Origin of the sequence: Methylobacterium sp. 2A, from assembly GCF_009806555.1 — a bacterium.
GTDB lineage: Bacteria > Pseudomonadota > Alphaproteobacteria > Rhizobiales > Beijerinckiaceae > Methylobacterium.
In genome coordinates, this window is the sequence record NZ_VUOK01000060.1 from 167,149 (window position 1) to 189,363 (window position 22,215).

At 69.5% G+C, this 22,215-nt stretch carries 22 protein-coding genes and 1 pseudogene; 13 read left to right on the forward strand and 10 right to left on the reverse strand.

What is annotated here, in order from left to right; all coding sequences use genetic code 11:
- The first annotated feature begins 212 nt into the window (after window positions 1-212).
- From FVE89_RS27235 to FVE89_RS27255, 5 genes are all read left to right on the forward strand, one after another.
- Window positions 213-1,553 (forward strand): flagellar hook-basal body complex protein, encoded by a 1,341-nt coding sequence (locus FVE89_RS27235; protein WP_161393272.1) that lies wholly within the window; start codon window positions 213-215, stop codon window positions 1,551-1,553.
- 31 nt (window positions 1,554-1,584) lie between these two features.
- Window positions 1,585-3,417, forward strand: coding sequence for a flagellar hook-associated protein FlgK (gene flgK / locus FVE89_RS27240; RefSeq protein WP_161393273.1), 1,833 nt, complete (start codon window positions 1,585-1,587; stop codon window positions 3,415-3,417).
- 2 nt (window positions 3,418-3,419) lie between these two features.
- Window positions 3,420-4,988 (forward strand): flagellin, encoded by a 1,569-nt coding sequence (locus tag FVE89_RS27245; RefSeq protein WP_161393274.1) that lies wholly within the window; start codon window positions 3,420-3,422, stop codon window positions 4,986-4,988.
- A 151-nt stretch (window positions 4,989-5,139) separates the two neighbouring features.
- Window positions 5,140-5,400 carry a hypothetical protein gene (locus FVE89_RS27250; RefSeq protein ID WP_161393275.1) on the forward strand — a complete coding sequence of 87 codons (261 nt, stop codon included), beginning with the start codon at window positions 5,140-5,142 and terminating at the stop codon, window positions 5,398-5,400.
- A gap of 1 nt (window position 5,401) precedes the next feature.
- Complete coding sequence (locus FVE89_RS27255; RefSeq protein WP_161393276.1) at window positions 5,402-5,722, forward strand: hypothetical protein; 321 nt, start codon at window positions 5,402-5,404, stop codon at window positions 5,720-5,722.
- A gap of 20 nt (window positions 5,723-5,742) precedes the next feature.
- Here FVE89_RS27255 and FVE89_RS27260 read toward each other — a convergent pair whose 3' ends face one another.
- From FVE89_RS27260 to FVE89_RS27270, 3 genes are read right to left on the reverse strand one after another with little or no spacing between them, the layout of a single operon-like run.
- A complete protein-coding gene (locus tag FVE89_RS27260) occupies window positions 5,743-6,216 on the reverse strand; it encodes a hypothetical protein (RefSeq protein WP_161393277.1) in 474 nt (157 codons plus the stop codon).
- Complete coding sequence (locus tag FVE89_RS27265; RefSeq protein ID WP_161393278.1) at window positions 6,203-6,544, reverse strand: rod-binding protein; 342 nt, start codon at window positions 6,542-6,544, stop codon at window positions 6,203-6,205. The genes FVE89_RS27260 and FVE89_RS27265 overlap by 14 nt, the downstream gene beginning before the upstream one ends.
- A gap of 25 nt (window positions 6,545-6,569) precedes the next feature.
- Window positions 6,570-7,706: a flagellar basal body P-ring protein FlgI gene (locus FVE89_RS27270; RefSeq protein WP_161393279.1), complete on the reverse strand. Its 1,137-nt coding sequence runs from the start codon at window positions 7,704-7,706 to the stop codon at window positions 6,570-6,572.
- A gap of 243 nt (window positions 7,707-7,949) precedes the next feature.
- Between FVE89_RS27270 and FVE89_RS27275 the strand changes: the two genes are divergently transcribed.
- Window positions 7,950-8,378 carry a flagellar assembly protein FliX gene (locus tag FVE89_RS27275; protein ID WP_161393280.1) on the forward strand — a complete coding sequence of 143 codons (429 nt, stop codon included), beginning with the start codon at window positions 7,950-7,952 and terminating at the stop codon, window positions 8,376-8,378.
- Here the strand turns inward: FVE89_RS27275 and FVE89_RS27280 are convergent, their stop codons facing one another.
- Window positions 8,379-9,875 carry an ATP-binding protein gene (locus FVE89_RS27280; RefSeq protein ID WP_161393281.1) on the reverse strand — a complete coding sequence of 499 codons (1,497 nt, stop codon included), beginning with the start codon at window positions 9,873-9,875 and terminating at the stop codon, window positions 8,379-8,381.
- Between the two features lie 156 nt (window positions 9,876-10,031).
- Here FVE89_RS27280 and FVE89_RS27285 point away from each other — a divergent pair.
- A pseudogene (locus FVE89_RS27285) lies at window positions 10,032-11,278 on the forward strand (Hsp70 family protein).
- A gap of 5 nt (window positions 11,279-11,283) precedes the next feature.
- On the opposite strand, the gene FVE89_RS27290 reads toward FVE89_RS27285, so the two are convergent.
- Complete coding sequence (locus FVE89_RS27290) at window positions 11,284-11,727, reverse strand: type II toxin-antitoxin system VapC family toxin (protein WP_161393282.1); 444 nt, start codon at window positions 11,725-11,727, stop codon at window positions 11,284-11,286.
- Window positions 11,724-11,978, reverse strand: coding sequence for a type II toxin-antitoxin system prevent-host-death family antitoxin (locus FVE89_RS27295; RefSeq protein ID WP_161393283.1), 255 nt, complete (start codon window positions 11,976-11,978; stop codon window positions 11,724-11,726). Before FVE89_RS27295 ends, FVE89_RS27290 begins: the two co-directional genes overlap by 4 nt.
- Before the next feature lie 159 nt (window positions 11,979-12,137).
- Between FVE89_RS27295 and FVE89_RS27300 the strand changes: the two genes are divergently transcribed.
- The 3 genes from FVE89_RS27300 (at window position 12,138) to dksA (ending at window position 15,123) form a co-directional block, all read left to right on the forward strand.
- A complete protein-coding gene (locus FVE89_RS27300; RefSeq protein ID WP_161393284.1) occupies window positions 12,138-13,511 on the forward strand; it encodes an MBOAT family O-acyltransferase in 1,374 nt (457 codons plus the stop codon).
- A gap of 2 nt (window positions 13,512-13,513) precedes the next feature.
- Window positions 13,514-14,530, forward strand: coding sequence for a hypothetical protein (locus FVE89_RS27305; RefSeq protein ID WP_161393285.1), 1,017 nt, complete (start codon window positions 13,514-13,516; stop codon window positions 14,528-14,530).
- 173 nt (window positions 14,531-14,703) lie between these two features.
- On the forward strand, window positions 14,704-15,123 hold the full coding sequence (gene dksA, locus FVE89_RS27310; RefSeq protein WP_161393286.1) for an RNA polymerase-binding protein DksA: 420 nt from the start codon (window positions 14,704-14,706) through the stop codon (window positions 15,121-15,123).
- Between the two features lie 48 nt (window positions 15,124-15,171).
- Here the strand turns inward: dksA and FVE89_RS27315 are convergent, their stop codons facing one another.
- Genes FVE89_RS27315 through FVE89_RS27325 form a run of 3 tightly spaced genes read right to left on the reverse strand, consistent with a single transcriptional unit; the run spans window position 15,172 to window position 18,162 of the window.
- Window positions 15,172-16,905 (reverse strand): pilus assembly protein, encoded by a 1,734-nt coding sequence (locus FVE89_RS27315; protein WP_246731198.1) that lies wholly within the window; start codon window positions 16,903-16,905, stop codon window positions 15,172-15,174.
- Window positions 16,889-17,536, reverse strand: a complete 648-nt coding sequence (locus FVE89_RS27320; protein WP_161393288.1) for a TadE/TadG family type IV pilus assembly protein — start codon at window positions 17,534-17,536, stop codon at window positions 16,889-16,891. Before FVE89_RS27320 ends, FVE89_RS27315 begins: the two co-directional genes overlap by 17 nt.
- The gene (locus FVE89_RS27325; RefSeq protein WP_161393289.1) at window positions 17,530-18,162 is read right to left on the reverse strand and encodes a TadE/TadG family type IV pilus assembly protein; all 633 of its coding nucleotides are present in this window, start codon (window positions 18,160-18,162) and stop codon (window positions 17,530-17,532) included. Before FVE89_RS27325 ends, FVE89_RS27320 begins: the two co-directional genes overlap by 7 nt.
- Window positions 18,163-18,368: 206 nt before the next feature.
- On the opposite strand from FVE89_RS27325, the gene FVE89_RS27330 reads away from it, so the two are divergent.
- Window positions 18,369-18,782, forward strand: coding sequence for a hypothetical protein (locus tag FVE89_RS27330; protein ID WP_161393290.1), 414 nt, complete (start codon window positions 18,369-18,371; stop codon window positions 18,780-18,782).
- Window positions 18,782-19,252: a hypothetical protein gene (locus FVE89_RS27335; protein ID WP_161393291.1), complete on the forward strand. Its 471-nt coding sequence runs from the start codon at window positions 18,782-18,784 to the stop codon at window positions 19,250-19,252. Before FVE89_RS27330 ends, FVE89_RS27335 begins: the two co-directional genes overlap by 1 nt.
- 3 nt (window positions 19,253-19,255) lie before the next feature.
- Here FVE89_RS27335 and FVE89_RS27340 read toward each other — a convergent pair whose 3' ends face one another.
- Window positions 19,256-20,533, reverse strand: a complete 1,278-nt coding sequence (locus FVE89_RS27340) for an FAD-binding oxidoreductase (protein ID WP_161393292.1) — start codon at window positions 20,531-20,533, stop codon at window positions 19,256-19,258.
- Window positions 20,534-20,682: 149 nt separating this feature from the next.
- Between FVE89_RS27340 and gltX the strand changes: the two genes are divergently transcribed.
- Complete coding sequence (gene gltX / locus FVE89_RS27345; RefSeq protein WP_161393293.1) at window positions 20,683-22,023, forward strand: glutamate--tRNA ligase; 1,341 nt, start codon at window positions 20,683-20,685, stop codon at window positions 22,021-22,023.
- The last annotated feature ends 192 nt before the right edge of the window (window positions 22,024-22,215 follow it).

The following is a 22,215-nucleotide window of genomic DNA, read 5'->3' on the forward strand; positions in this document are numbered from 1 at the left end:
TCCGGATAACGTGTCGTAAACGAGGGCCAGCGGCCGCCCCGGACCGACACGTCCCCTGCCGGGCAGGATTTGCCCAGTCGGGCCGCCCGGCCTGCCAAGGCTGCCGGGTCCCGTCGGGGCACCGCCTGCATTATCAAGACCTTGGCAGTGGCACAACGGTTGCGGCCGTTCGGACCTGCGGGCCGTGCCGGCGCGCATCGGGATCGCTCGCCATGGATCTTTTCTCAGCCCTGCAGACCTCGGTCTCCGGATTGCAGGCGCAATCCTACGCCATCAGCAACATCTCCGGGAACATCGCCAACTCGCAGACGACCGGCTTCAAGCGCGTCGATACCAGCTTCGTCGACCTGATGAACGAATCGGTGCCGAAGCGCGAGACCTCCGGTTCCGTCCTGGCCCAGTCGCAGCTGACCAACACGCTGGCCGGTAACGTCGTCGCGACCAGCGTGCCGACCAACATGGCGATCAGCGGCACGGGCTTCTTCACGGTGGTGCAGAAGACCGGCGATGCGAACGGGGCTTCGACGCTCGGCGGTACGGCGATGTACACCCGCCGCGGCGACTTCACCCAGGACAAGGACGGCTATCTGGTCAACGGAGCCGGCGGATACCTGACCGGCACCAATCTCGACCCGAAAACCGGTCAGGTGAAGGATACAGGCCCGATCCAGATCAACAACGTCTCGCTTCCGGCTCAGGTGACGACCACGATCAACTACGCGGCGAATCTCCCCGCAACGCCAGCGACCGCCAATTATACGGCCACGAAGGACGACACCTTCGGCGGGGCGGTGGGGGCATCGGTCACTGCGGCCAACGCTCCGGACTTCGTCAGCAAGAGCATCGCTGGGCCCTCGGTCACGGTGTACACGTCGACCGGCGCGCCGCTGACGCTGAGCACGCGCTGGGCGAAGATGAACGACGCGACGGCGACAACCCCGGCGACGTGGAACCTCTTCTATGCGTCCGATCCGACGGTCTCGGCCACGGCGACCGACTGGACGAATGCCGGGACAGACTTCACGTTCGACTCGACGGGCAAGATGACGGCACCCGCTACGAGTCCCGCCACCATCAACAACGTCAAGATCGGTGACTATACCTTTCCGAGCATCAACCTGAATTTCGGGACGGGTGACCTGACCCAGTATTCCGACTCGACGGGCGCCGTCACCACGAACAAGCTGACCCAGGATGGCAGCACCGCGGGGACCCTGACGAGCGTCGCGGTCGGCAGCGACGGCAAGATCAACGGCACGTTCTCGAACGGGACGGTGGCGGCGATCGCCACGGTGGGCATCGCCCAGTTCGCCAATCCGGACGGCCTGAAAGGCGATACGAGCGGCAACTACGTCCAGACTGTGGATTCCGGCCCGCCGCTCTCCGGGCTCAACGGCAGCACGATCTCGGGCGCCAGCATCGAGCAATCCAACACCGACATTGCGACCGAATTCTCTAAGATGATCGTAACCCAGCAGGCCTATTCTGCGAACACGCGGGTCATGTCGACGGCTCAGACGATGATGTCTGACCTGCTCAACGTGATCCGCTGAGTGTCGGGCGCCGGGCTGCGGAGGGCGTGAGATGTCGCTGAATGCGCTTTCGACCGCCACCGCGGGGCTGGCCGCCACGCAGGCGGCGATCAACGTGGTCTCGCAGAACGTCGCCAACGCCGGCACGGCGGGCTACGTCAAGCGGACGCTCTCGACCGTCTCCACCGGCCCGAACAATTCCGGGGTCGCGGCCGGGCAGATCACCCGCAGCTTCGATGCGGCGGCGCTCAGCCAGCTGCGGCTGGAGACCTCCGGCGCCGCCTACACCAGCACCAAGGCCGGGATCGCCACGCAGCTCGACGCCCTCTACGGGACGCCCGGTACCGCCACGTCGCTCGACGGCACCCTGAACACCTTCACCGAATCGCTGCAGGAACTGGCCGCGAACCCGACCTCCGCGGCCGCCCGGACGACGGTCCTCGGCGACGCCTCGGCGCTGGCCACCCAGATCAACAGCGCCGCCACCACGGTGCAGACCCTGCGCAGCGGGATCGAAACGCAGCTCGGCACCGACACGAACGCGGCTGGCGCCCTGTTGACGAGCATCGCCAGCCTGAACACCAAGATCCAGAACACCTCCGACGATGCCTCGCTGGCCGACCTTCAGGACCAGCGCGATCAGGCGATCACCAGCCTGTCGAGCTACATGGACATCAAGACGACCGCGCAGCGCGACGGGACGGTGTCAATCCTGACCCAGTCGGGCGTGACGCTGGTCGACCGCGGCTCCGCCGCGTCGCTGAGCTTCGACGGGCGCGGCACCCTGAATGCCAACGCGACCTACTCGACCGATCCGAATCAGCGTTCGGTCGGGACCATCACCGCCACGCTGCCGGGCGGCGGCGTCATCGATCTCGGCGCACCGAACGTGCTGCGCTCCGGCAGCCTCGCCGCCGAGTTCGAGCTGCGCGACCAGACCCTGCCGCAGGCGCAGCGCCAGCTCGACGACCTCGCGGCGGGGCTCGCCACCGGGCTGACCAACAAGCAGGTGACGGCCACCCAGCAGGCCACGGGCAATGCCGCCACGATCGATCTGAGCGGCCTCCAGCCGGGCAACACCCTGACGATCCCGGCCAGCGCGAACAGCACGGGCCGGAACATCATCCTGGTCGCGTCCAAGGACCCGTCGACCACCGTCACCGCGAGCCAGACCGTCGACGCCAACGCCCTGGTGGCGACGATCCAGATCCCGGTGGGCACGGCGCAGATCGACTCGGCGCTCAAGGGCCTCGATCCGGAACTGTCGGCGAACGTCACCGGCACGAGCCTCACGATCACGAGCACCGGCGCGAAGCCGGTCACGGCGACGGCCAGCATCACCGTCCCGACCTCGGCCGATCCCACATCCGGCTATCCGCAACTCGCCCTGTTCGTGGATGGCACGGCCAACAGCCTCTACACCGGTTCGCTCGACGGCGGCTCGACGCTGGCCGGCCTTGCCCAACGCCTGACCATCAACAGCCAGGTCTCCGGCAACCTGGCGTTCCTGACGTCGACGAGCGCGTCGGACACGACCGCCACCGGAAAGCGGGCGCAGAGCCTGTTCTCGGCCCTGACCTCGACGCAGATGACCTTCTCGTCGGCGAGCGGGATCGGCGGCGTCTCGGCGCCCTACAGCACCACCGTGGCCGGCTTCGCGCAGGACATCATCGCGACGCAGGGCGCCGCCTCCGCGAACACGAGCGCGATCGACGCGACGCAGCAGACCGCGCTCTCCACCGCGCAGGCTCGGTTCTCCTCCGCGGCGGGGGTCAACATCGACCAGGAGATGTCGAATCTGATCGCCCTGCAGACCGCCTACGGCGCCAATGCCCGTGTGCTCTCCGCGGCGCGCGACATGCTCAACCAGCTGCTGCAGATCTGATCATGACGACGATCACGCCCTTCGCGGCCGGCTCCTATCTCACGGCCCGCAACGCCTCGAACCTCACGACGCTGAAGAACCAGCTGAACGACCTGTCGAACCAGGTCTCCAGCGGGAAGGTGGCGACGACCTATGGTGGCCTGGGTTCCGGGCGTTCGACGGCGCTCGCCGCCCAGGCGACGCTGAGCGCGCTCACCGGTTATGCCGCCGGCATCGGTGCCGCCCAGACCCGCACGAATCTGGCGGTGACCAGCCTGACGCAGGTGGCCACGATCGGGACGAGCGCCCGGGACACCCTCAACAACGGCCTCCAGAGCGCCGCGGCCAGCAGCGTCGCGGGTCGCGCCACCGCGCTGTCGGACCTGCAGACGGCCCTCGATACCCTGAACCAGTCGGCGGCGGGCAACTACCTGTTCGGCGGCGGCAACGCGACCACCCCGCCGGTCGCCGACGTCAACACGATCCTGTCCGGCACGACCAACAGCGACGGGACCCCGAAGCTCGGCCTTCAGGGATACATCGCCGCCCAGGTGAAGGCGGATCTCGGATCGGGGATGGGCCGGCTCACGGTCTCCCCCACCGGCAACAACCCGGTTGTCGTGTCGGAGCCGAACGACGCGACCCGTGGGACCTTCGGCTTCACGCTGGGCGGCGCCACGTCGTCGGCGCCCTCCCTGCCCACGGCGATCACCGCGACACCCGTCGCCGGAACGGCCACGACCCCGGGCACGGTGAGCTTCAACGTGAACACTCAGCCGGCCGTCGGCGACAGCGTCACGGTCACGCTGCAGATGTCGGACAAGACCTCGACGACGCTGACGCTCACCGCGGTTTCGGGGTCGTCGGACCCCGCCGCGACGGGGATGGGGGCGACCTTCAAGATCGGCGCGAACACGGCCGAGACCGCCGACAACCTCAACACCGCTCTCCAAGGGGCCCTCGCGGCCGCCGCCGGAACCACCCTGGCGGCCAGCTCGACCGCAACCGCCGCGGGGAACTTCTTCAAGGGCTCGGCGAGCGCCGGTGTCTATCCTCCGCATATCGACACGTCGAGCGGTCTGCCCGCCTACGTCGCCGGGACGAAGGACAACACGGTGCTCTGGTACCAGGGCGAGGATTCCGGCACGCCGGCGATCGACACCCAGTCGGTCCAGATCAGCGCGGGCGCCAGCATCGGCACCGGCGCGCGCGCCAACGACGGCTCGATCCAGCAGGTCCTGACAGGCCTCGCCACGATGGCCTACGCCCTTCCCGCGACGACCGGCGGCGACGTCAACACTGCCTATCAGGCGGTGGTCGACCGGGCGGGAAGCCTCCTGACCTCCGCCTATACCAGCCCGAGCATCCAGGACACCGTCACCCAGCTCTCCCTCGCCTCCGCGCGCCTGACCAACGCCAGCAGCACGAACGCGGCCACCCAGAACACCGTGCAGAACACCATCGACGGGATCGAGCAGGCCCCGACCGAGGAAGTCGTGGCCAAACTCCTCGACGTGCAGAACCGGCTTCAGGCGAGCTACCAGATCACGGCCACGCTCTCGAAGCTGTCGCTGGTCAATTACATCAGCTGAGGACCGCCAACGGCCGATATGCGGGCGCCTCCTGTTTCCGGTGAACCGGATCTTGAACGATCGCCGCGATCATAGTCTTGCCGCTTTCCCGCAGTGAACCGTGGATTGCGGATGGACCGTCGGGTCGCCGTCGATGTGAGGTGAGGTTCGCATGTCGCTGTCCGAACCTGTCGAGCTGGTCCGCCGTCTGGGGGCCGCGCCGCCGGTCGGCGCCATCGTGGTCGTCGAGCAGGCGGTCGATCTCTACATCGCCGGCTATGCCCGGCTGGACGACCGCGGCGTCGCCCTCGACATCCTCCTGCGCGACCTCGCACGGCTGCGCATCCTCGAGCCGGATCTCGACGTGTTCATCGCGGAGGTGGAAGGCTATATCGATCTGCTGCACCGGCAGCTGACGCGACAGGCCGCCTGAGATGCCGGGACAGACGCTGCCGGCCTCGATCCTGGCAGCCCTGCTGCTGACCTGCCCCGCCCTGGCCACCGAACTGCAGAAGGCGCCGATGGCGCCCGGGCCGGTGCCGTGCTCCTCGAAGGGTCAGGGGTTCGTGCGCCTGCCGGGCAGCGACAGCTGCGTGCGCGTGTCCGGCCGCGTCACGGCGGGGATGGATCTGCGCGCGGGGCACGCCCCGGCGGTGGCACCGCTCGTCGCCGGCCGCCTCGCGATCGACAACCGCGCCGATACAGAGCTCGGCGAGGTGCGGACCTACCTGCGCATCGGCAACGGCCGCCGCTGAATCGCCTGTTCGGGGGCGCCCTACAGATTCCGGGACAGCACCAGGGGGCCGCTGCGGACGCCGCGACCGTAGGGGGAGGGGGCCGGGGCCTGCCGTCCATAGGTCGCGGGCAGCTGCGCGCGGCCGATCTCCTCGGCGAGCGACTTGATCAGGCCCTCCGACACCGTTTTGGCGCTGTCGAGCACGGTCTGGTTCGCCTCGACGGCGGCGGTGAAGCGCTTGTGCGCCACCCGCAACTGCTCGACGCCCTCGGGATGGAAGCGCTTCAGCGCCACGGCGTTGGCCTTGGCGACCTCCAGGCCCTGCATGTAGGCGGCCGCCAGCGCCGCCTTCGGCTCGGAGGCCGCGATCCCCTCCCGCAGCCGCCCGGCACGGACATGGGCCGCCTCGTCGGCGAGCACCGCCTCCAGGGCGGCCATGTTGCCGAGCACCCCGGCGACCAGCGCCTCCGCGGTCACGCGGTCCGCGACGCGCAGCGGTTCAGACCTGTGCATGGGTCGGTCCATCGCTCGATGCTCCCTGCATCTTCATGATCTCACGGAAGATCGAATCGGCAATGCCGACGCCGCCGCTCTTCACGATCTGTCCCGCGTATTCCTTGGTCAGCATCGAGCGGTAGATGCCGCCGCCCGTGCCGTTCTCGCCGAGCGGGCCGTCGGTCCCTTCGGATTGCGTGAGACGATCGAGGCTCGATTCCAGGAACATCGATTCGAATTCGGTCGCGGTCTTCCAGGCCTTGGCCTTGCTGGCGGAGCCGGTCAGGCCGTTCGCCGCGGTCCCGAGGCTGGCGGCGACGTTGGTCGCGATGGTGATGCCCTGCATGGTCGTGCCCCTCCCGAAGGCTTCGTCACATCAGCTCGATTTCGGCCTGCAGGGCCCCGGCCGCCTTGATGGCCTGCAGGATCGAGATCAGGTCGCGGGGGCCGACGCCGAGGGCGTTGAGGCCGTCCACGAGTTCGCGCAGGCTCACGCCCTCCTTGACCAGGGCCAGCTTGTTGCCCTCGCCGGTATCGACCTTGACGCCGGTGCGCGGCACCACCGCCGTCCGGCCGTTGGAGAGCGGCGCCGGCTGGCTGACCTGCGGCTGCTCGGTGATGGTGATGGTCAGGTTGCCCTGCGCGATCGCCACCGTGGAGACGTGGACGTCGCGGCCCATCACGATGATGCCGGAGCGCTCGTCGACGATGACGCGGGCGGTCTGGTCGGGCTCGACCTTCAACTGCTCCACCTCGGTGATCAGCCGGATCATGTTGCCGTTGTAGCGGGCCGGAATCTGGATCGTGACGGTGGCGGGATCCGTGGGCTCGGCCGTGTCGGCGCCCATGAAGTCGTTGATCGCCGCGGCGATCCGCTTCGAGGTGGTGAAGTCGGGATTGCGCAGGGACAGGCGCAGGGACTTGGCGTCGTTCAGCTTGAAGGCGATCTCGCGCTCGATATTGGCGCCGTTGGAGATGCGCCCGTTGGTCGGCACGCCCCGTGTGATCTTGGCGGCGGCGCCCTCGGCGGCGAAGCCCGCGATCGCCACCGAACCCTGGGCCAGGGCGTAGACCTCCCCGTCGGCGCCGAGCAGCGGCGTCACCAGCAGCGTGCCGCCCTGCAGCGACTTGGCGTCGCCCAGGGATGAGACCGTGACGTCGATGCGCGTGCCCTGCGCGGCGAAGGGCGGGAGGTTGGCCGTCACCATGACGGCGGCGAGGTTCTGCGTGCGCATCGTGGCGCCGCGGGTGTTCACGCCGAGCCGTTCCAGCATCGCCTGCAGCGACTGCTTGGTGAACGGGATGTTGTTGAGCGTATCGCCGGTGCCGTTGAGGCCGACCACGATGCCGTAGCCCACGAGCTGGTTCTGGCGCACGCCCTCGATGGAGGCGAGGTCCTTGACCCGCGACAGGGCGAGCGCCGGGCCGGAAAGCGCCGCGAGCAGCAGCGCGCCGGCGAGGAGGCCGGGCAAAGACCGGAGCAGACTGAACGCGGGACGCTGGCGCATGCCGAGGGTTTCGTGGGTGAACGGACCTGCCCGCACCCTGCCAGCGCCGTGCCATCCCGGCTGAGCCGCCAAGCCCCTCAGAATGTTGTTGTTTCCCGACCGACGCAGATGCGGTCGGCCGTGCGGCGCCGGCACCGGAGCTGCCTACCCGGCAGCTTCTGCCGCCCCGTTTACCGACGCTTAACCCCACGGGCCGAATTTCCGGTGCGGCGCAGGGGCGCCTGGAGCAACGCGAACCGGATCATGCGCGTCGAGACTCGCCAGCCGATCCAGAGCGCGGGCGGCGTCGCGGCCCCCCGACGGCAAGACGGCGGCCCCGGCTTCAGCCTCGACGCCGCCGCGACTCCGGCCTCCGGCGCCCACGCGACCGCGGCGGCCGCATCGCTCGCCGGGCTTGACGCGGTGCTGCTCCTCCAAGCCGAGAGCGAAACCCCGCAGGAGCGGCGCCGCCGCTCGGCCAAGCGCGGCCAGGACCTGCTCGACGGGCTGGACCGGTTGAAGGCCGCGTTGCTCGGCGGCCGGGTGGCGCCGCAGGAGCTGCGCGCCATCGCGGGCCGGCTGGCCGAGCGTTCGGGTCCCTCGGGCGATCCGCGGCTCGACGGCCTCATGGCCGAGATCGAGCTGCGGGCGGCGGTGGAGCTGGCCAAGCTGGAAGCGCGCCGCAGCGCTTAACTAACCCGCCCGCCGCTTCGGCCCGGTCGGCAGCATCTGCGGCTCGCCCGGCCCGGTCTCGACGCCGAGATCCGGCACCGCGATGATCGGCGCGCCGCGCAAATCCTTGCGGGTCACGATCGCGCCGCGCTCCTCCAGATAGGCCAGCATCCGGCGCGCCCGGCCGCCCGAACTCGTGCCGTAGGCCTCGGCCAGCATCGTGTCGGTGGGGCAGGGCGCGCCTTCGATCGCCGCCCGGGCCACCACGAGGAACAGCCCGGCGAGGTCGTCCGGCAGACCGGCCGCGATCTCCTGCGCGCGCGCCCAGCCGGAATCGTCGGCGACCGCGCCTCCGGCCTCGGCCCGGGCGACGGCCAGCCGCCGCTTGAATTCGGGCAAGCCCATCGTGTCGCCGCGCAGCCGCCGGATCCGGCACCGGACCGTGAAATCCTGATAGAGGGTCGCGGGGGTGCAGGCGGCGGCATCCGCATCCGCCAGGACGGAGGCCAGCACCTCGGCGAGCGCCGCCTCGCGCGCCTCCGGATCCATCGGCTCCTCTTCAGGCTCCTCCGCGGGGGCGGGCGGCCGGTAATTCGCGAGCTGGACCAGCACGTCCGGCGTCGGCGTGGGACGCGGCTTCGGGCGAGGAGCAAGCGGCACCGCGACCTCCGCCGGGCTCGCCGTGAGGATGAGCGAGCGGGCATCCTCCGTCGCCTCCGGCAGGGGGACGAGCACCGGCGAGGAACTGCGGCTCACCGTCACGGTCGGCCCAACCGCGATCGTGATCGGACGGCGCGACAGGGCCGGACCCAGAGCCACGAAATGCCCGCGCGGCAGATCGCGGAACGTCTCGGCTTGACGGCGTTCGAGGCCGAGGAGGTCGGCCGCCCGGGCCATGTCGATGTCGAGGAAGGTTCGGCCCATCAGGAAGTTCGAGGCCTCGGCCGCCACGTTCTTGGCGAGCTTGGCCAGCCGCTGCGTGGCGATGATGCCCGCGAGCCCGCGTTTGCGCCCGCGGCACATCAGGTTGGTCATCGCGCCGAGCGAGAGGCGCCGCGCCTCGTCCGAAACCTCGCCGGCGGCGGCCGGCGCGAAGAGCTGCGCCTCGTCCACCGCCACCAGCATCGGATACCAATGGTCGCGGTCGGCATCGAACAGCCCGCCGAGGAACGCGGCCGCGGCGCGCATCTGCCCGTCCGCGTCGAGGTTCTCCAAGGACAGCACCACCGAGACCCGGTGGGTGCGGACCCGGGCGGCGATCCGCTGCAGGGCGACATCGTCGCCGTCCGCCTCCACCACCACGTGCCCGTAGCTTTCGGCGAGGCTGGCGAAATCCCCTTCCGGGTCGATGATCGCCTGCTGCACGAGGCCGGCGCTCTGTTCCAGCAGGCGGCGGAGCAGGTGCGACTTGCCCGAGCCCGAATTGCCCTGGACCAGAAGCCGCGTGGCGAGCAGTTCGGTGAGGTCGAGGAGCGCGGGGCGCTCGCCGGTCAGGCCGAGATCGATGTCGGATCGCATGGGGTCTCATAGCACGCCGGCGGCGGCTGCGGACGGTCCGCCGGGGCACTGTCCACGCTTCCCGCGATACCTGCCCCGCTGTTTCCGGCCTGGACCGGGACGCTTCGGCCCTGTACGGCCACGCCCCTCCCAGACAGAACCCGGATTCACGACACGATGGCGGCCTGCGGCCTCGATTTCGGCACGTCGAACACCACCCTCGGCCATCTCGGCCCCGAAGGTCCGACCCTGCTGCCGCTGGAGGGATCGCACCGGACGATTCCGAGCGCGATCTTCTCGAGCTCGGCCGGGATCCGGTGATCGGCCGGGCGGCCACGGCCGCCTATGTCGAGGGCCGGTCCGGACGGCTGATGCGCGGCCTGAAATCCGTGCTCGGGACGCCGCTGATGGACGAGGCGACCCCGGTCGGCCGCCAGCGCCTGCGCCTGCGCGACATCATCGCCCGCTATCTCACGGAGGTGAAGGCACGGGCCGAGGCGGCCAGTGGCCAAACCCTCGACAGCGTCGTCCACGGCCGCCCGGTTCACTTCGTCGATGGCGACCCGGAGGCCGATCGCCGGGCCGAGGACACGCTCCGGGACATCGCCCGTACGGTCGGCTTCCGGGACATCTCGTTCCAGTACGAGCCGATCGCTGCGGCCCTCGACTACGAGCGGCAGGTGCAATCGGAAGAGATCGCCCTGGTGGCCGATATCGGCGGCGGCACTTCGGACTTCTCGATCGTGCGCCTGTCGCCCGAGCGCCGCGGCCGCCCGGATCGGGCCGGCGACATCCTCGCCAATGACGGCGTGCGCATCGGCGGCACCGATTTCGACCGGCAGCTCAGCCTCGGAACGGTGATGCCGCTCCTCGGCCTCGGCAGCCCGATGCGCCGGGGCGACCTCGCGGTGCCGAACGCCTATTATCACGACCTCGCCACGTGGTCGGCGATCAATCGGCTCTACAACCCGAAGACCCTGCGCGAGATCGACGAGGTGATCCGCGACTGCGCCCGGCCCGAGCTGGTCCAGCGTCTGCACGCCGTGGTGGAGGGCGAGCGCGGCCACGCCCTGGCGGGGGCGGTCGAGGGCGCCAAGATCACGGCCTCCGAGCGGGGCGACACGGAGCTCGATCTCGCCCTGATCGAGCGCGGCCTCGCCGCCCGCCTCGACCGCGGGGCGCTGGCCGACCAGACGGGCGACCTCGCCCGGGCGGTGGCGGCCCGGATCGCACGCTGCCTCGCGCAGGCCGAGCTGGCGGCGGAGCGGATCGACGCCCTGTTCCTCACCGGCGGCTCGACCGGCCTTCCGCATCTGCGCGCCGCGTTGACCGCGGCCCTGCCGTCCGCCCGGGTGGTGGAGGGCGACATCTTCGGGTCGGTCGGGCTGGGGCTGACGATCGAGGCGGCCCGGCGCGGGGGGTGAGTCGCTCAACCCGCCGGAATTGGGCTGGCCATCTGCCACGGGTTCACGATACGCACCCCGGTCGGGATGAAATCGGCGCTGTTGCGGGTGACGACCGTCATCGCATGCACGAGCGCGGTCGCTGCGATGAGGGCATCCCGATGAGGCCGCGGATCGGGGACGTGCAACCCCGCGCAGCAGAGGGCGACCGCCATGTCGACGGGTAGAACCCGCGCGGCGAATTCAGGCAGGATATGTCTGTCCATCCACGTGCGCAGGCGCGTGCCCTGAACGGGATCGCGCCGTTCCATGAGCCGGATGCCGAGATCCAGCTCCATCACGGTGACCGCCGACAGATAGAAGCGGCTGGCATCCTCGCCGGATAGCCACCGCACCACGTTCGCGTCCGCCTTGCCATCGCCGGCCTTGCGCAGCTCGGACACGACGTTCGTGTCGAGCAGGAAGGTCACGACAGATCGGCGGGCCGCGGGATGTCGATCGCGCGCGGAATATCGAGATCGATGTCGGAGAGGCCGGGATACGACAGGGCTTCGACGATGTTCCGCCGCTGCCCCGAGAGCCGCCGGTACTCCGCGATGCTCAGGAGAACTTGCACGGGCTCACCGCGCCGCGTGATGAAGACCGGCCCGTTCTCGGCAGCCTTCTGGGCGTGGCTGGCGTTCTGCTGAAACGCTCGGCTGGACAAGGTGGTGACGGTCAAGACCGATCCTCTTGAAAACAGCGCCGTTCATGTTGGTACGTTAGGACGATGCGGCAGGGGCTGCCAAGCGGCGATTGACGGGCCGCCCCCGATCCCCGACAAGGCCACCCGCTTCCGATCGGAGATATTGGCGGCCCATCCGGTTCGCCGCCTCGCCCGATGCTGTTCAACTCCTTCGTCTTCCTCCTCGCCTTCCTGCCGGCCGCCCTGATCCTGCACGCCCTCGTGGCGCGGGCCGCGCCGGGCTGGCGGCTGCCGCTCCTCGTCGGCCTGTCCTTCGTGTTCTACGGCTGGTGGGACATCCGCTTCGTGCCGCTGCTCGCCGGCTCGGTCCTGGCGAACTGGTGCGTGGCGCGCCTCTACCGGCGCTGGCCCGGCCGCTGGCTGGTCCCGGCGGCCATCGCGGCCAACCTCGCGCTCCTCGGGGTGTTCAAGTACCTGGATTTCTTCGCCGACCTCGCCAACCTGATCCCTGGCCTGGAGGCGCCGCGGCTCGGGCTCGCCCTGCCGCTCGGCATCTCGTTCTTCACCTTCCACCACATCATGTATCTCGCCGACCTGCGGGCCGGCCGGGCGCCGGGCTTCGGGCTCGTGAAATACGCCCTCTACATCGCCTTCTTCCCGCAGGTTCTCGCCGGCCCGCTCGTGCGCTGGAGCGAGATCATGCACCAGTTCGACGCCGAGCCCTACGCCCGGCCCGATGCCGCCGAGCGCTTCAGCCGCGGCCTGATGCTGCTGGCGGTCGGCCTCGCCAAGAAGGTCTTTTTGGGCGATCCGCTCGCCGCCTACGTGAATCCGGTGTTCCAGGCGGCCGGCGCCGGCAAGGCCGTCACGGTCGTCGAGGCGTGGCAGGCGACGCTCGGCTTCACCTTCCAGATCTATTTCGACTTCTCCGGCTACACCGACATGGCGCTCGGCATCGCGCTGCTGTTCGGCCTCGTGCTGCCACAGAACTTCGACGCGCCCTACCGCGCCACCTCGCTGCGCGACTTCTGGCGGCGCTGGCACATGACCCTGTCGCGCTTCCTGCGCGACTACCTCTACATCCCGATGGGCGGGAACCGGCACGGGCTGCCGCGGCAGGTCGGGGCGCTCGCCGCCACGATGACGCTGGGCGGCCTCTGGCACGGGGCGGGCCTGACCTTCCTGGCCTGGGGGGCGCTGCATGGGATCGGCCTCGGGGCAGGCGTGCTGGCGCGCCGCGCGCGGGTCGCGATCCCGGCCCCGGTCGGCTGGCTGCTCACCAGCCTGTTCGTGGTGCTGACCTGGGTGCTGTTCCGCGCGACGAGCTTCGAGGCCGCGCTCATCGTGTTCAAGGGCCTGTTCGGGCTCGCCCCGAAGGGCTCGGGCTTCAAGTGGCGCACCATCGCGATCGCCGCCCTCGTGGCCACACTCGGGCCGACCGCCTGGGAGGCGGTCCACCGGCTGCCGCCGCGGCGGCTCCTCGCCTTCGGCTTCGCGCTCCTGTTCGTCCTCGTCCTGCTGAAGATCGGCGACGATGCGAACTACGAGTTCATCTACTTCCAGTTCTGAGGATGGCGGCGATCCCACCCAGCGCGGACCGGACCTGGCGCGGCTTCGCCCGATTCCTGCTGCTGTCGGTCGCGGGCATCTTCGCGGCCTATCTGGCGCTCGCGGTCTTGATCGATCCCTACGACACCGGGCGCTCGACCCTGCTGTCGCGCGGCGCCGTCCGGCCGCAGGGGCCGCGCACCGCCTCGGCCGTGCGCGGGCGCGATCCGGCCTATACCGGCGCGGTGATCGGCAATTCGCATATCCAGCTCATCGAGCCGGCGGCGCTGACCCGGCTGACCGGCATCCCGTTCGTCCAGCTCTCGGTGCCGGCGACCGGCCCGGCGGAGCAATTCGCGGTGCTCGACTGGTATCTGCAGCACCACGCCCGGCCGGCCGCCCTCGTGCTCTCGGCCGACGCGTTCTGGTGCGCGGACGATCCCGCCTTCCCGAGCGAGCATGGGTTTCCCTATTGGCTGCTCGGCGATTGGCCCGACTACCTCGAGGGCCTGATCCGCTTCCCGGCCGCGCAGGAGACGATCAACCGCATCGGCTGGCTGCTGAACCCGCATCGCAAGAATGCCGCCGCCGACGGATGGTGGGATTACGAGCGCAACTATCTCAGCCAGGGCTTCGGCATCGATCCCGCCAAGAAGGCGGCCCTGGAGAAGCCGGTGGGGTCCGCGCCGGAACCGCATCACGGCGGCCCGTTCCCGATCGCCGAACGCCTGCGGACCGAGCTGGCGCGGATCCCCGCACGGACGCCGGTGGTGGTCGTCTTCCCGCCGGTCTACGCGCGGGCCGAGCCGCCGGCCGGCAGTCCCCGGGCGAAGGCCGAGGCGGCCTGCCGGTCGGATGTCCGCACCGCGCTGACGACGCATCCGTTGAGCCTTGTGGTGGATTGGCGCGACGGGCGACCCGAGGCGGCCGATCCCGACCTGTTCTTCGACCAGACGCATTACAGGCTGCCGCTGGCCCGATCGCTTACGACAGAGATCGCCGCCGCGATCGTACGCCTGCGGACACAGATGACAGACTAAAAGCTCTGTACCGTGTCTTGTTTGCCGCACGCGGCGGTGCAGTGCCAGCGCTCTGCAGACCCCCGTCCCGTGCGCGTTGTCGCGATAGAGCACCTCGACTATACGGCACCTTACGTTATCGCCGCGCACCGGCCATCCCCTGGTGGGCGGCTCGATTCCAGCGAGGGTGACGCATGGCGAAGGTGACGCTGGAGGACGGCTACGTCCCGTCCGACGACGAGCCCTTCATGAACGACCGGCAGCGCGAATATTTCCGGCGCAAGCTGCTGAGCTGGAAGAACGACATCCTGCGCGAGGCGCAGGACACATTGGTCGCGCTGCAGAGCGAGAACGAGAACCATCCCGACCTCGCCGATCGCGCCTCGTCGGAAACCGACCGGGCGATCGAGCTGCGGGCGCGGGACCGCCAGCGCAAGCTCACCGGCAAGATCGACGCCGCGCTCGCCCGGCTGGAGGACGGCTCCTACGGCTACTGCGAGGAGACCGGCGAGCCGATCTCCCTGCGCCGGCTCGATGCGAGGCCGATCGCCACCCTCTCGCTGGAGGCCCAGGAGCGGCACGAGCGGCGGGAGCGGGTCTACCGGGACGATTGACCGGGCGCCCGTCGGCGCCGCGGCCTGCGGCGGGACCGCCCGGTCGGGTCACTGCGTCAGCCGCAGCGCGCCGATGCTGGCCTGGATCTTCTGGAAGGCCGCGATCAGATCGTCCGAGGTGTTGGCGATGAAGAACTGGTTCGCCGAGGAGGCGCAGTTCTTCAGGAGCGTCTGGCCGGCCGAATCGATCGGGTCGCTCGAGACGCTGAACCCGATCGTATAGATCGAGATGTTGACCGCCTTCGCGTTGGTGCAGGCCGTCGCCGTGAGCGCGTCGAGGGCGTTCCGGGCGCTGTTGGCGTCCGAGACGTTCTGGTACGGCGAAGGCGGCATCCGCGGGTTCGCGCTCGTGCCGTTGGCGTTCTGGAAATAGCCGTCGGCGAAATACAGCGATTTCGTCGGTGCGTATGGATTGGCCGTCCAGCTGTTCGCGCCGTCGGTCATCAGGATGATGATCTTGTTGATCGTGCTGGCGTTCGATGAACTGGAGGATGTCGTGTAGGCCGCCGGCGCGCTCGCGGTGGGGTTCGAGGAAGCGTAGCTGGTCGAGAAGACGCTCACGGGTGAGAGCGTCCGCCAGCCCCACATGAAGCCTTCGTGGATATTGGTCGAACCGGAAGCCGCCATATTGCTGATCGCGGTCTTGAGGGCCGTCGTGTCGCTCGTCAGCGGTATGAGGGGCTGCGTCGTGCACATGAAATTCGGGCCACTCGGAATGCCGAGAGCAGTATTCGTCGTGGGATTGCTCGGGCTGATGTATTTGCAGGCTTGACCAAGGAGCGGCATGTACGATGTCGCGGAGTTTCTGGTGCCGCACTTGCCGTTCCGGGTGCCATCGGTGTCGTCGATGTAGCTGTTGTAGCTACGGTATGTACTGCCATTCGGATCCGAATAATCGTAGTAGCTGGTGCTGCCAGGGCCCGGCTCGTCGGGGGCGAAAAGAGGCACGAAGTAAGAATCCGGGTTGGAGCTGCTAGGGGCGGCATCCTGGACGTTGAGAGGGTAAGGCAATGTCTCCAGGCAGCCGGCCCAGCCCCAATTGGCGTTGGCGGCTTTGAGACTGTTGAAGATGCTGAACCGGCTCGTGAAGTTGGATCCACTGGGATTGATCACGTTGGTCCAGTGGTAGCTGGACTGCGCATTCTGATCGATCCAGCTGGCGCTCCGGTAGGTCGTCGGGTTCACCGCCACGGCCGCAGCGAACGGCACGATCGATATTCGGGTCGCGCTGCTGAACGAGCTGTTGGTGTAGACGTAGTTGACGAAGTTCGTCGCGGCCTGCTGCACGGCCTGCAGCTTCGATTGGCCGCCGCTCGACTCCGCCATCGACCCCGTATTGTCGAGCACCAGCGCGATTTCGAAGGTCTTCGGAAGCGGCGTGGCGCATTGCGAGGTGGCGCCCGGGTTGATGCGCGAAGTGCCGGTCAGCTTGCCGAAGAAGGTCGTCGACAGCTTGTGCGCCGTCAGGGTGATCTGCCGCGGGTTGTTGGTGATGATCAGCGGATCGACGACGAGGTTGGTCGCTCCCACGGCGCCGGCCATCGTCGTCTGTGCCAAAGTGTTCAGGTCGGTCGACGTCGTGGTCGAGGGCGTCTGGCAGAGGAGCAGCGCGGTGGCATCCGTCGCGGCCTGGAGCTTCGTTTCGAGACGGGTCGCGAACCCGTAGTCGATGGCTGCGCCACCGAACATGAGCATCGGCACGCTGAGAAAGGCGAACAGGAGCGCGACGTTGCCGCGATGGTCCTGCGCAAGGTGGCGGATTCCGCTACGGAGCCGAGCCATTACACGCCGCTGCATTCGTGCCGGGCAACACCACTTCGGTGTAGATGTTGTTTCCGTAGGTCTTCCCGCCCCGCGTCGGCCACGGGACGACGCTGGAAAAGGTGATCGTGCTGCCGACGCCCGGGGCGAGCTTGACCAGGGCGCTCCCGATCATCGGCGTGTAGGCGATGCTGACCTCGGCCAGGATGTAGCGCATGCCGACAGTCTGATAGCCGGGCGGGACGGTGAGGCCGCTCGCCAGACCGGTGCTGCGGGCCGTGGCGTTGCCGTTGGCGTAGCTGGAGCAGACGGTGGGGGTCTGGGTTGATCCCGTGAGGCCGACGCCCATCGCGCTGACGACGATCTTGGCATTTGCCGTGTTGAACGGGCGCATGACCGCGGTCGCCGAGGCGAAGATATCGCTCATCAGAGTCGTGCTGAGCGGATTCTTCGTATCGCCCTGCGCGGTCAGATCGGCGACGGTGCGGGCGAGCAGGGTCAGCTTGCGCCACTCGTCGATGGCATGCGCCAGCTCCGTCATTCCGGCCCAGATCGCCAGCAGGACCGGCAGGATGACGGCGAACTCGACCGCGGCCGCGGCACGGCGGTCGCGCCGCAGCTGCTTGGCTCCGCGGGTGAGGCGCCTCAGCACGGGCTCGTCCCCGCGGTCTGGTACGGCTCCGTGCGGAAAACCGCCGTCGAGATTAGCAGGCTCGATCCGGCTTCGCTGCCGGTTGTGAACTGGCGCGTGTTGAGTCCCAACAGATTGAAAAAGGTCGGAAACTGGACGGCCGCGGTGACGATCACGATCGTACCGGGCGCGGCGCAGGCGTAGTTCGTCCCGAATTTGGTGTTCCACGTGCCGGTCGCGCCGTTGACCGGGGTCGACGGGGTGGCGCTCGAGAACGTGCTCGCGGTGGCGACGTCGAGCTTGACGGCTTGGCAATTGAAAATGTTGACGACGGTGGCGCTGGCCGGGCCGCACATGGTCGTCTTCAGGGCCGCCAGGAGTTTGGTCGGGTCGGTCTGCCCGGCATTGGCCTGCTGGAACTGCCCGGTGAAGATCGTGCGCACGGCGTTCTGCAGGGCGCGATCGAAATTCTGCGTGGCCCAGATCTGGAACGCGACCTGGAAGATCGCGCCGCACAAAGCGAGGAAGGGCAGGCTCACCAGGGCGAACTCCACCGCGGCGGCCCCATCGGCCTCGCCACGCAGACGCGCCAGCTGGCAACCGAACGTTCTGTCTCTGCCGAGAAACGTTGGTTTTTTGTCCGTCATTCACCGGGAATTACGAAAGGAATACCCTCGCGAATTGCGTTATGATCGATAATTTACCAAAGACTTAATGCAGATACTCTGACCGATTCCGAAATTGGTTTATCTCACGTTTCCGCGTCGACCACAGGTAATGGGATCGGTCCGCGTGCGATTGACGACCCGGGGGGGTGCCCCACTTTCCGGCACAGGCTTGGCCGGAGATCCCGATGACCTTTCCTCTGGCCGCGGTCGTGGCTGCCACGATCGCGGCGCTCGCGCTGGCGGGCTGCGACGGTGCGAAGCCGGGTCCGGCCGGGCCGCCCGGTCCGAAGGGCGATCAGGGGCCGCCCGGACCGCAGGGACCGGCCGGCCTGAATGGAGCGACGGGCGAACGCGGACCCACCGGCGAGCGGGGAGCCGCAGGTCCTGCGGGGCCGGCAGGTCCGGCCGTGAACAGCCAGATCCGGCTGGACGTGGCCTGCCGTCGCGACGAGGAGTTGATCGGCGCCTATTGCCGAGGCATGGCGGTGTTGCCGTCCGTGACCGTCACGGACGGAGTCGCCACGGTCGGCTGCCTCGACATGACCGCGAAGGCCGCCAAGGATGCCCAGCCCGTCGCGGTCTGCATGAAGAAGCCGTGATGAAAGCCCTGGTCCCCGCTTTCCTGGCCGCTCTGGTCTCCACCGCATCCTGGGCGCAATCGGTCGTGCCCTCCGAGCGCGCCGCCATCGACCTCGTGCGCGAGCGGCGTACCGAGGGGTTCGCCACCGTGGCCCAGACCCTCGCCTACGCCGAGCGCGTCACCGGCGGCGCCTTCAGCCTGGGCGGCTATCGCGTTGATTACCGCCCGGAGGCCCCCTTCGCCCGGGTGCGGATCTGCTACCGCCTGGGGATCGATCCGCCGACCTGCGGGCTGGATTACCGAATCGCCGTCAATCCGGCCCATGTCGAGCCGTCCGACCGCTATGACGGCCTCACCCGCGACCTCGAACATGGACCACGGGCTTTCCTGCGGGCGCTCGCCCGGGATGTCGATCTCCAGCGCCAGCCCGCGATTCTGCGCAAGATCCAGGCCGCCCTCGACCCATACAACCCCTACGATTGGCGCTGAGAGTCAGATCAGCCGCGGCCAGCGCAGGAGCCGGTCCGGCGCGAAGGCCGCCACCGGAACGGCCGGCGTTCGGCCGGTCGCGAGGTCGGCCACGATCTCGCCGGTGATCGGCCCGGTCGACAGGCCGATATGGCCGTGGCCGAAGGCGAAGAGCAGTCCGTCGTGCCGTGGTGCGCGGCCGATCACCGGCATCCCGTCCGGCGTCGAGGGGCGGGAGCCGAGCCACGGCTCGTTGTCGAGGGGCCCGCCCAGCCGCAGGGTTCCCGTGGCCTCGCGGGAGGCCGCCTCGATCTGGGTATGGTCCGGGGCGGCCTCGCGGGCGTTGAGTTCCACGCCCGACAGCACCCGGACACGATGCTCGCCCATCGGCGACAGGATCGAGCCGGCGCCCGTGTCGAGCACGGGGCGGGTGAGCGGCGGGCTCTCCGGATGCAGGGCGTAGTGCCTGTGATAGCCGCGCTCGGCCGCCACCGCGAAGCGGTAGCCGAGCGTCCGCGCGATCGCCCCCGAGGCGGCGCCTGCCGCGAGCACCACCTGCCGCGCCCGGACCGCGCCGGCCTCCAGTTCGACCCGCCAGCTGCTGGAATCCGGCGCCAGCCGCGCGACGCTGCCGCGCAGGCGGCGTCCGCCGAGCCCGGAGAACAACGCCTCGCAGGCCTCGACGAGGCGGCCGGGCTCGCGCACCGAGCCGGTCTCGGTCAGCAGCATCGCCCTGGCGTAGGGCCGTACCAGGGCCGGTTCCAGATCGCGGAGCGCTGCCGTGTCGAGGATCGCGAAGGCGACGCCATGCCGGGTCAGGATCTCGCGCTCCAGCGCCGCAGCCGCGAAGGCGGCCTCGGTGCGGTAGGCCTTCAGCCAGCCGGTCTGCTGCAGCCGGTCAGAGGTTCCGGCCCGCGCCGCGAGGCGCTCATGCGCGGGATAGGCCGCGCTCGTCAGCGGCAGCAGCGCCTCGGCGGCCCGGCGCCAGCGGGCGGCGCGGGCACTCGCCAGGAAATGCGCCGTGTAGGGCAGGATCCGCGGCAGGTGCGCGTAGTTCAGGCGCAGGCCCCGGTCGGCGTTGCGCAGATAGGCCGGGAGCTTGCCCCACAGGGCCGGGCTCGACATCGGCAGGATCGAGCCGCGGCTGATTACGCCGGCATTGCCGTAGGAGGTCCGGGCGCGCGCCTCGCCGGGATCGCACAGGACCACGTCGAGGCCGCGATCCTTGAGCGCGATGGCGCTGGCGAGGCCGACCATCCCGCCGCCGATCACCACGATGTCGGCCGTCTCGTCCGTCGCCATTGCGCCTCGTCCCGCACCACGCGGTGTCTTCTGGCGGGTTTCCTCGACCCTGGGTAGCGCCTCGACCGCCGGCCGCCATGACCTGGGCGAGGGGCCGATCCTGTGAAGTCCCCCGCCACTTGGGCCGAAGATCGGGTATGGAGCGGGCCATGACTATCGTCCGCTTCGCCCCGTCGCCGACCGGCTATCTCCATATCGGCAATGCCCGGCCGGCCCTGCTGAACGCCCTGTTCGCCCGCAGGACCGGCGGGCGCTTCCTGCTGCGCCTCGACGACACCGACGCGGAGCGCTCGACCGAGGCTTTTGCCGAGGCGATCCGGGAGGATCTGGTGTGGCTCGGCATCGAGCCCGACCTGTTCGCCCGGCAGAGCGACCGGAAGGCGCAGCACGATGCCGCCGCCGACCGCCTGCGTGCGGCAGGCCGGCTCTATCCCTGCTACGAGACGCAAGACGAGCTGGAGCGCCGCCGCAGGCGTCAACTCGGCCGCGGCCAGCCGCCGATCTACGACCGGGCAGCCCTCAAGCTCACCGCGGAGGAGCGTGCCGCCCTGGAGGCCGAGGGCCGCCGGCCGCATTGGCGCTTCCTGCTGGAGGCCCGCACCGTGACCTGGGACGATCTCGTCCGCGGGCCGGCCCATGTCGACTGCGCGTCCCTGTCCGATCCGGTGCTGATCCGCGCGGACGGCACCTACCTCTACACGCTGCCCTCGGTCGTCGACGACGCCGATCTCGGCATCACCCATGTGATCCGCGGCGAGGACCACGTCACCAATACCGGCGTGCAGGTCCAGATCTTCGAGGCGCTGGGCGCCCCCGTGCCGGTCTTCGGCCACCACAATCTGCTCACCACCGCGGAGGGGGAGGGGCTGTCGAAGCGGCTCGGCCACCTGTCGCTGCGGGGCCTGCGCGAGGCCGGCTACGAGCCCGCCGCGGTGCGCTCGCTCGCCGTGCTGACCGGCTCGGCCGAAGCCGTGCGGGCCGTCCCCGATCTCGATACGCTGGCCGGCCTGATCGACTTGGCCGAAATCTCCCGGGCGCCCGCCCGGTTCGACACGGCGGAACTCGACGGCCTCAACGCGCGCCTCGTCCACGCGATGCCGTACACCGAGGCGGCCGACCGTCTGGCGGAACTCGGGATCCCGGCGGATCGCGCCGAGGCCTTCTGGCTGGCGGTGCGAGCCAACCTCACCCGGGTCGCGGAGGCGGCCGATTGGTGGCGGGTCGTCGCCGGCCCGGTCGAGCCGGTGCTGACCGAGCCGGCCGTGATCGCGGCTGCCCTGGAAACCCTGCCGCCGGAGCCCTTCGGCCCCGAGACCTGGAAGGCCTGGACCTCCGAGATCCGCATGCGCACCGGGGCCAAGGGCCGGGGCCTGTTCATGCCGCTCCGGCTCGCCCTCACCGGGCTGGAGCATGGGCCGGACCTCGCCGGCCTGCTGCCGCTGATCGGGCGGGACCGGGCGGCGAAGCGGATTGCTGGCGAGGCCGCGTGATGAGATGAGCGCTGCCGCGACAAGGCTGGTCTTGGTGCTGGGTCCGCCCTGCTTTGCGTATAACCGGGCGCACAAAACCGCTCTCGAGATCGCAATCGCGGTGTGCGCGCAGGCTGAGTGGACCCGTAGATCACCGACGGGCAGCGCCCCGTTGAGCTCCGGGCGCTCTGAGGTGCCGACCGCCTTTGTTTG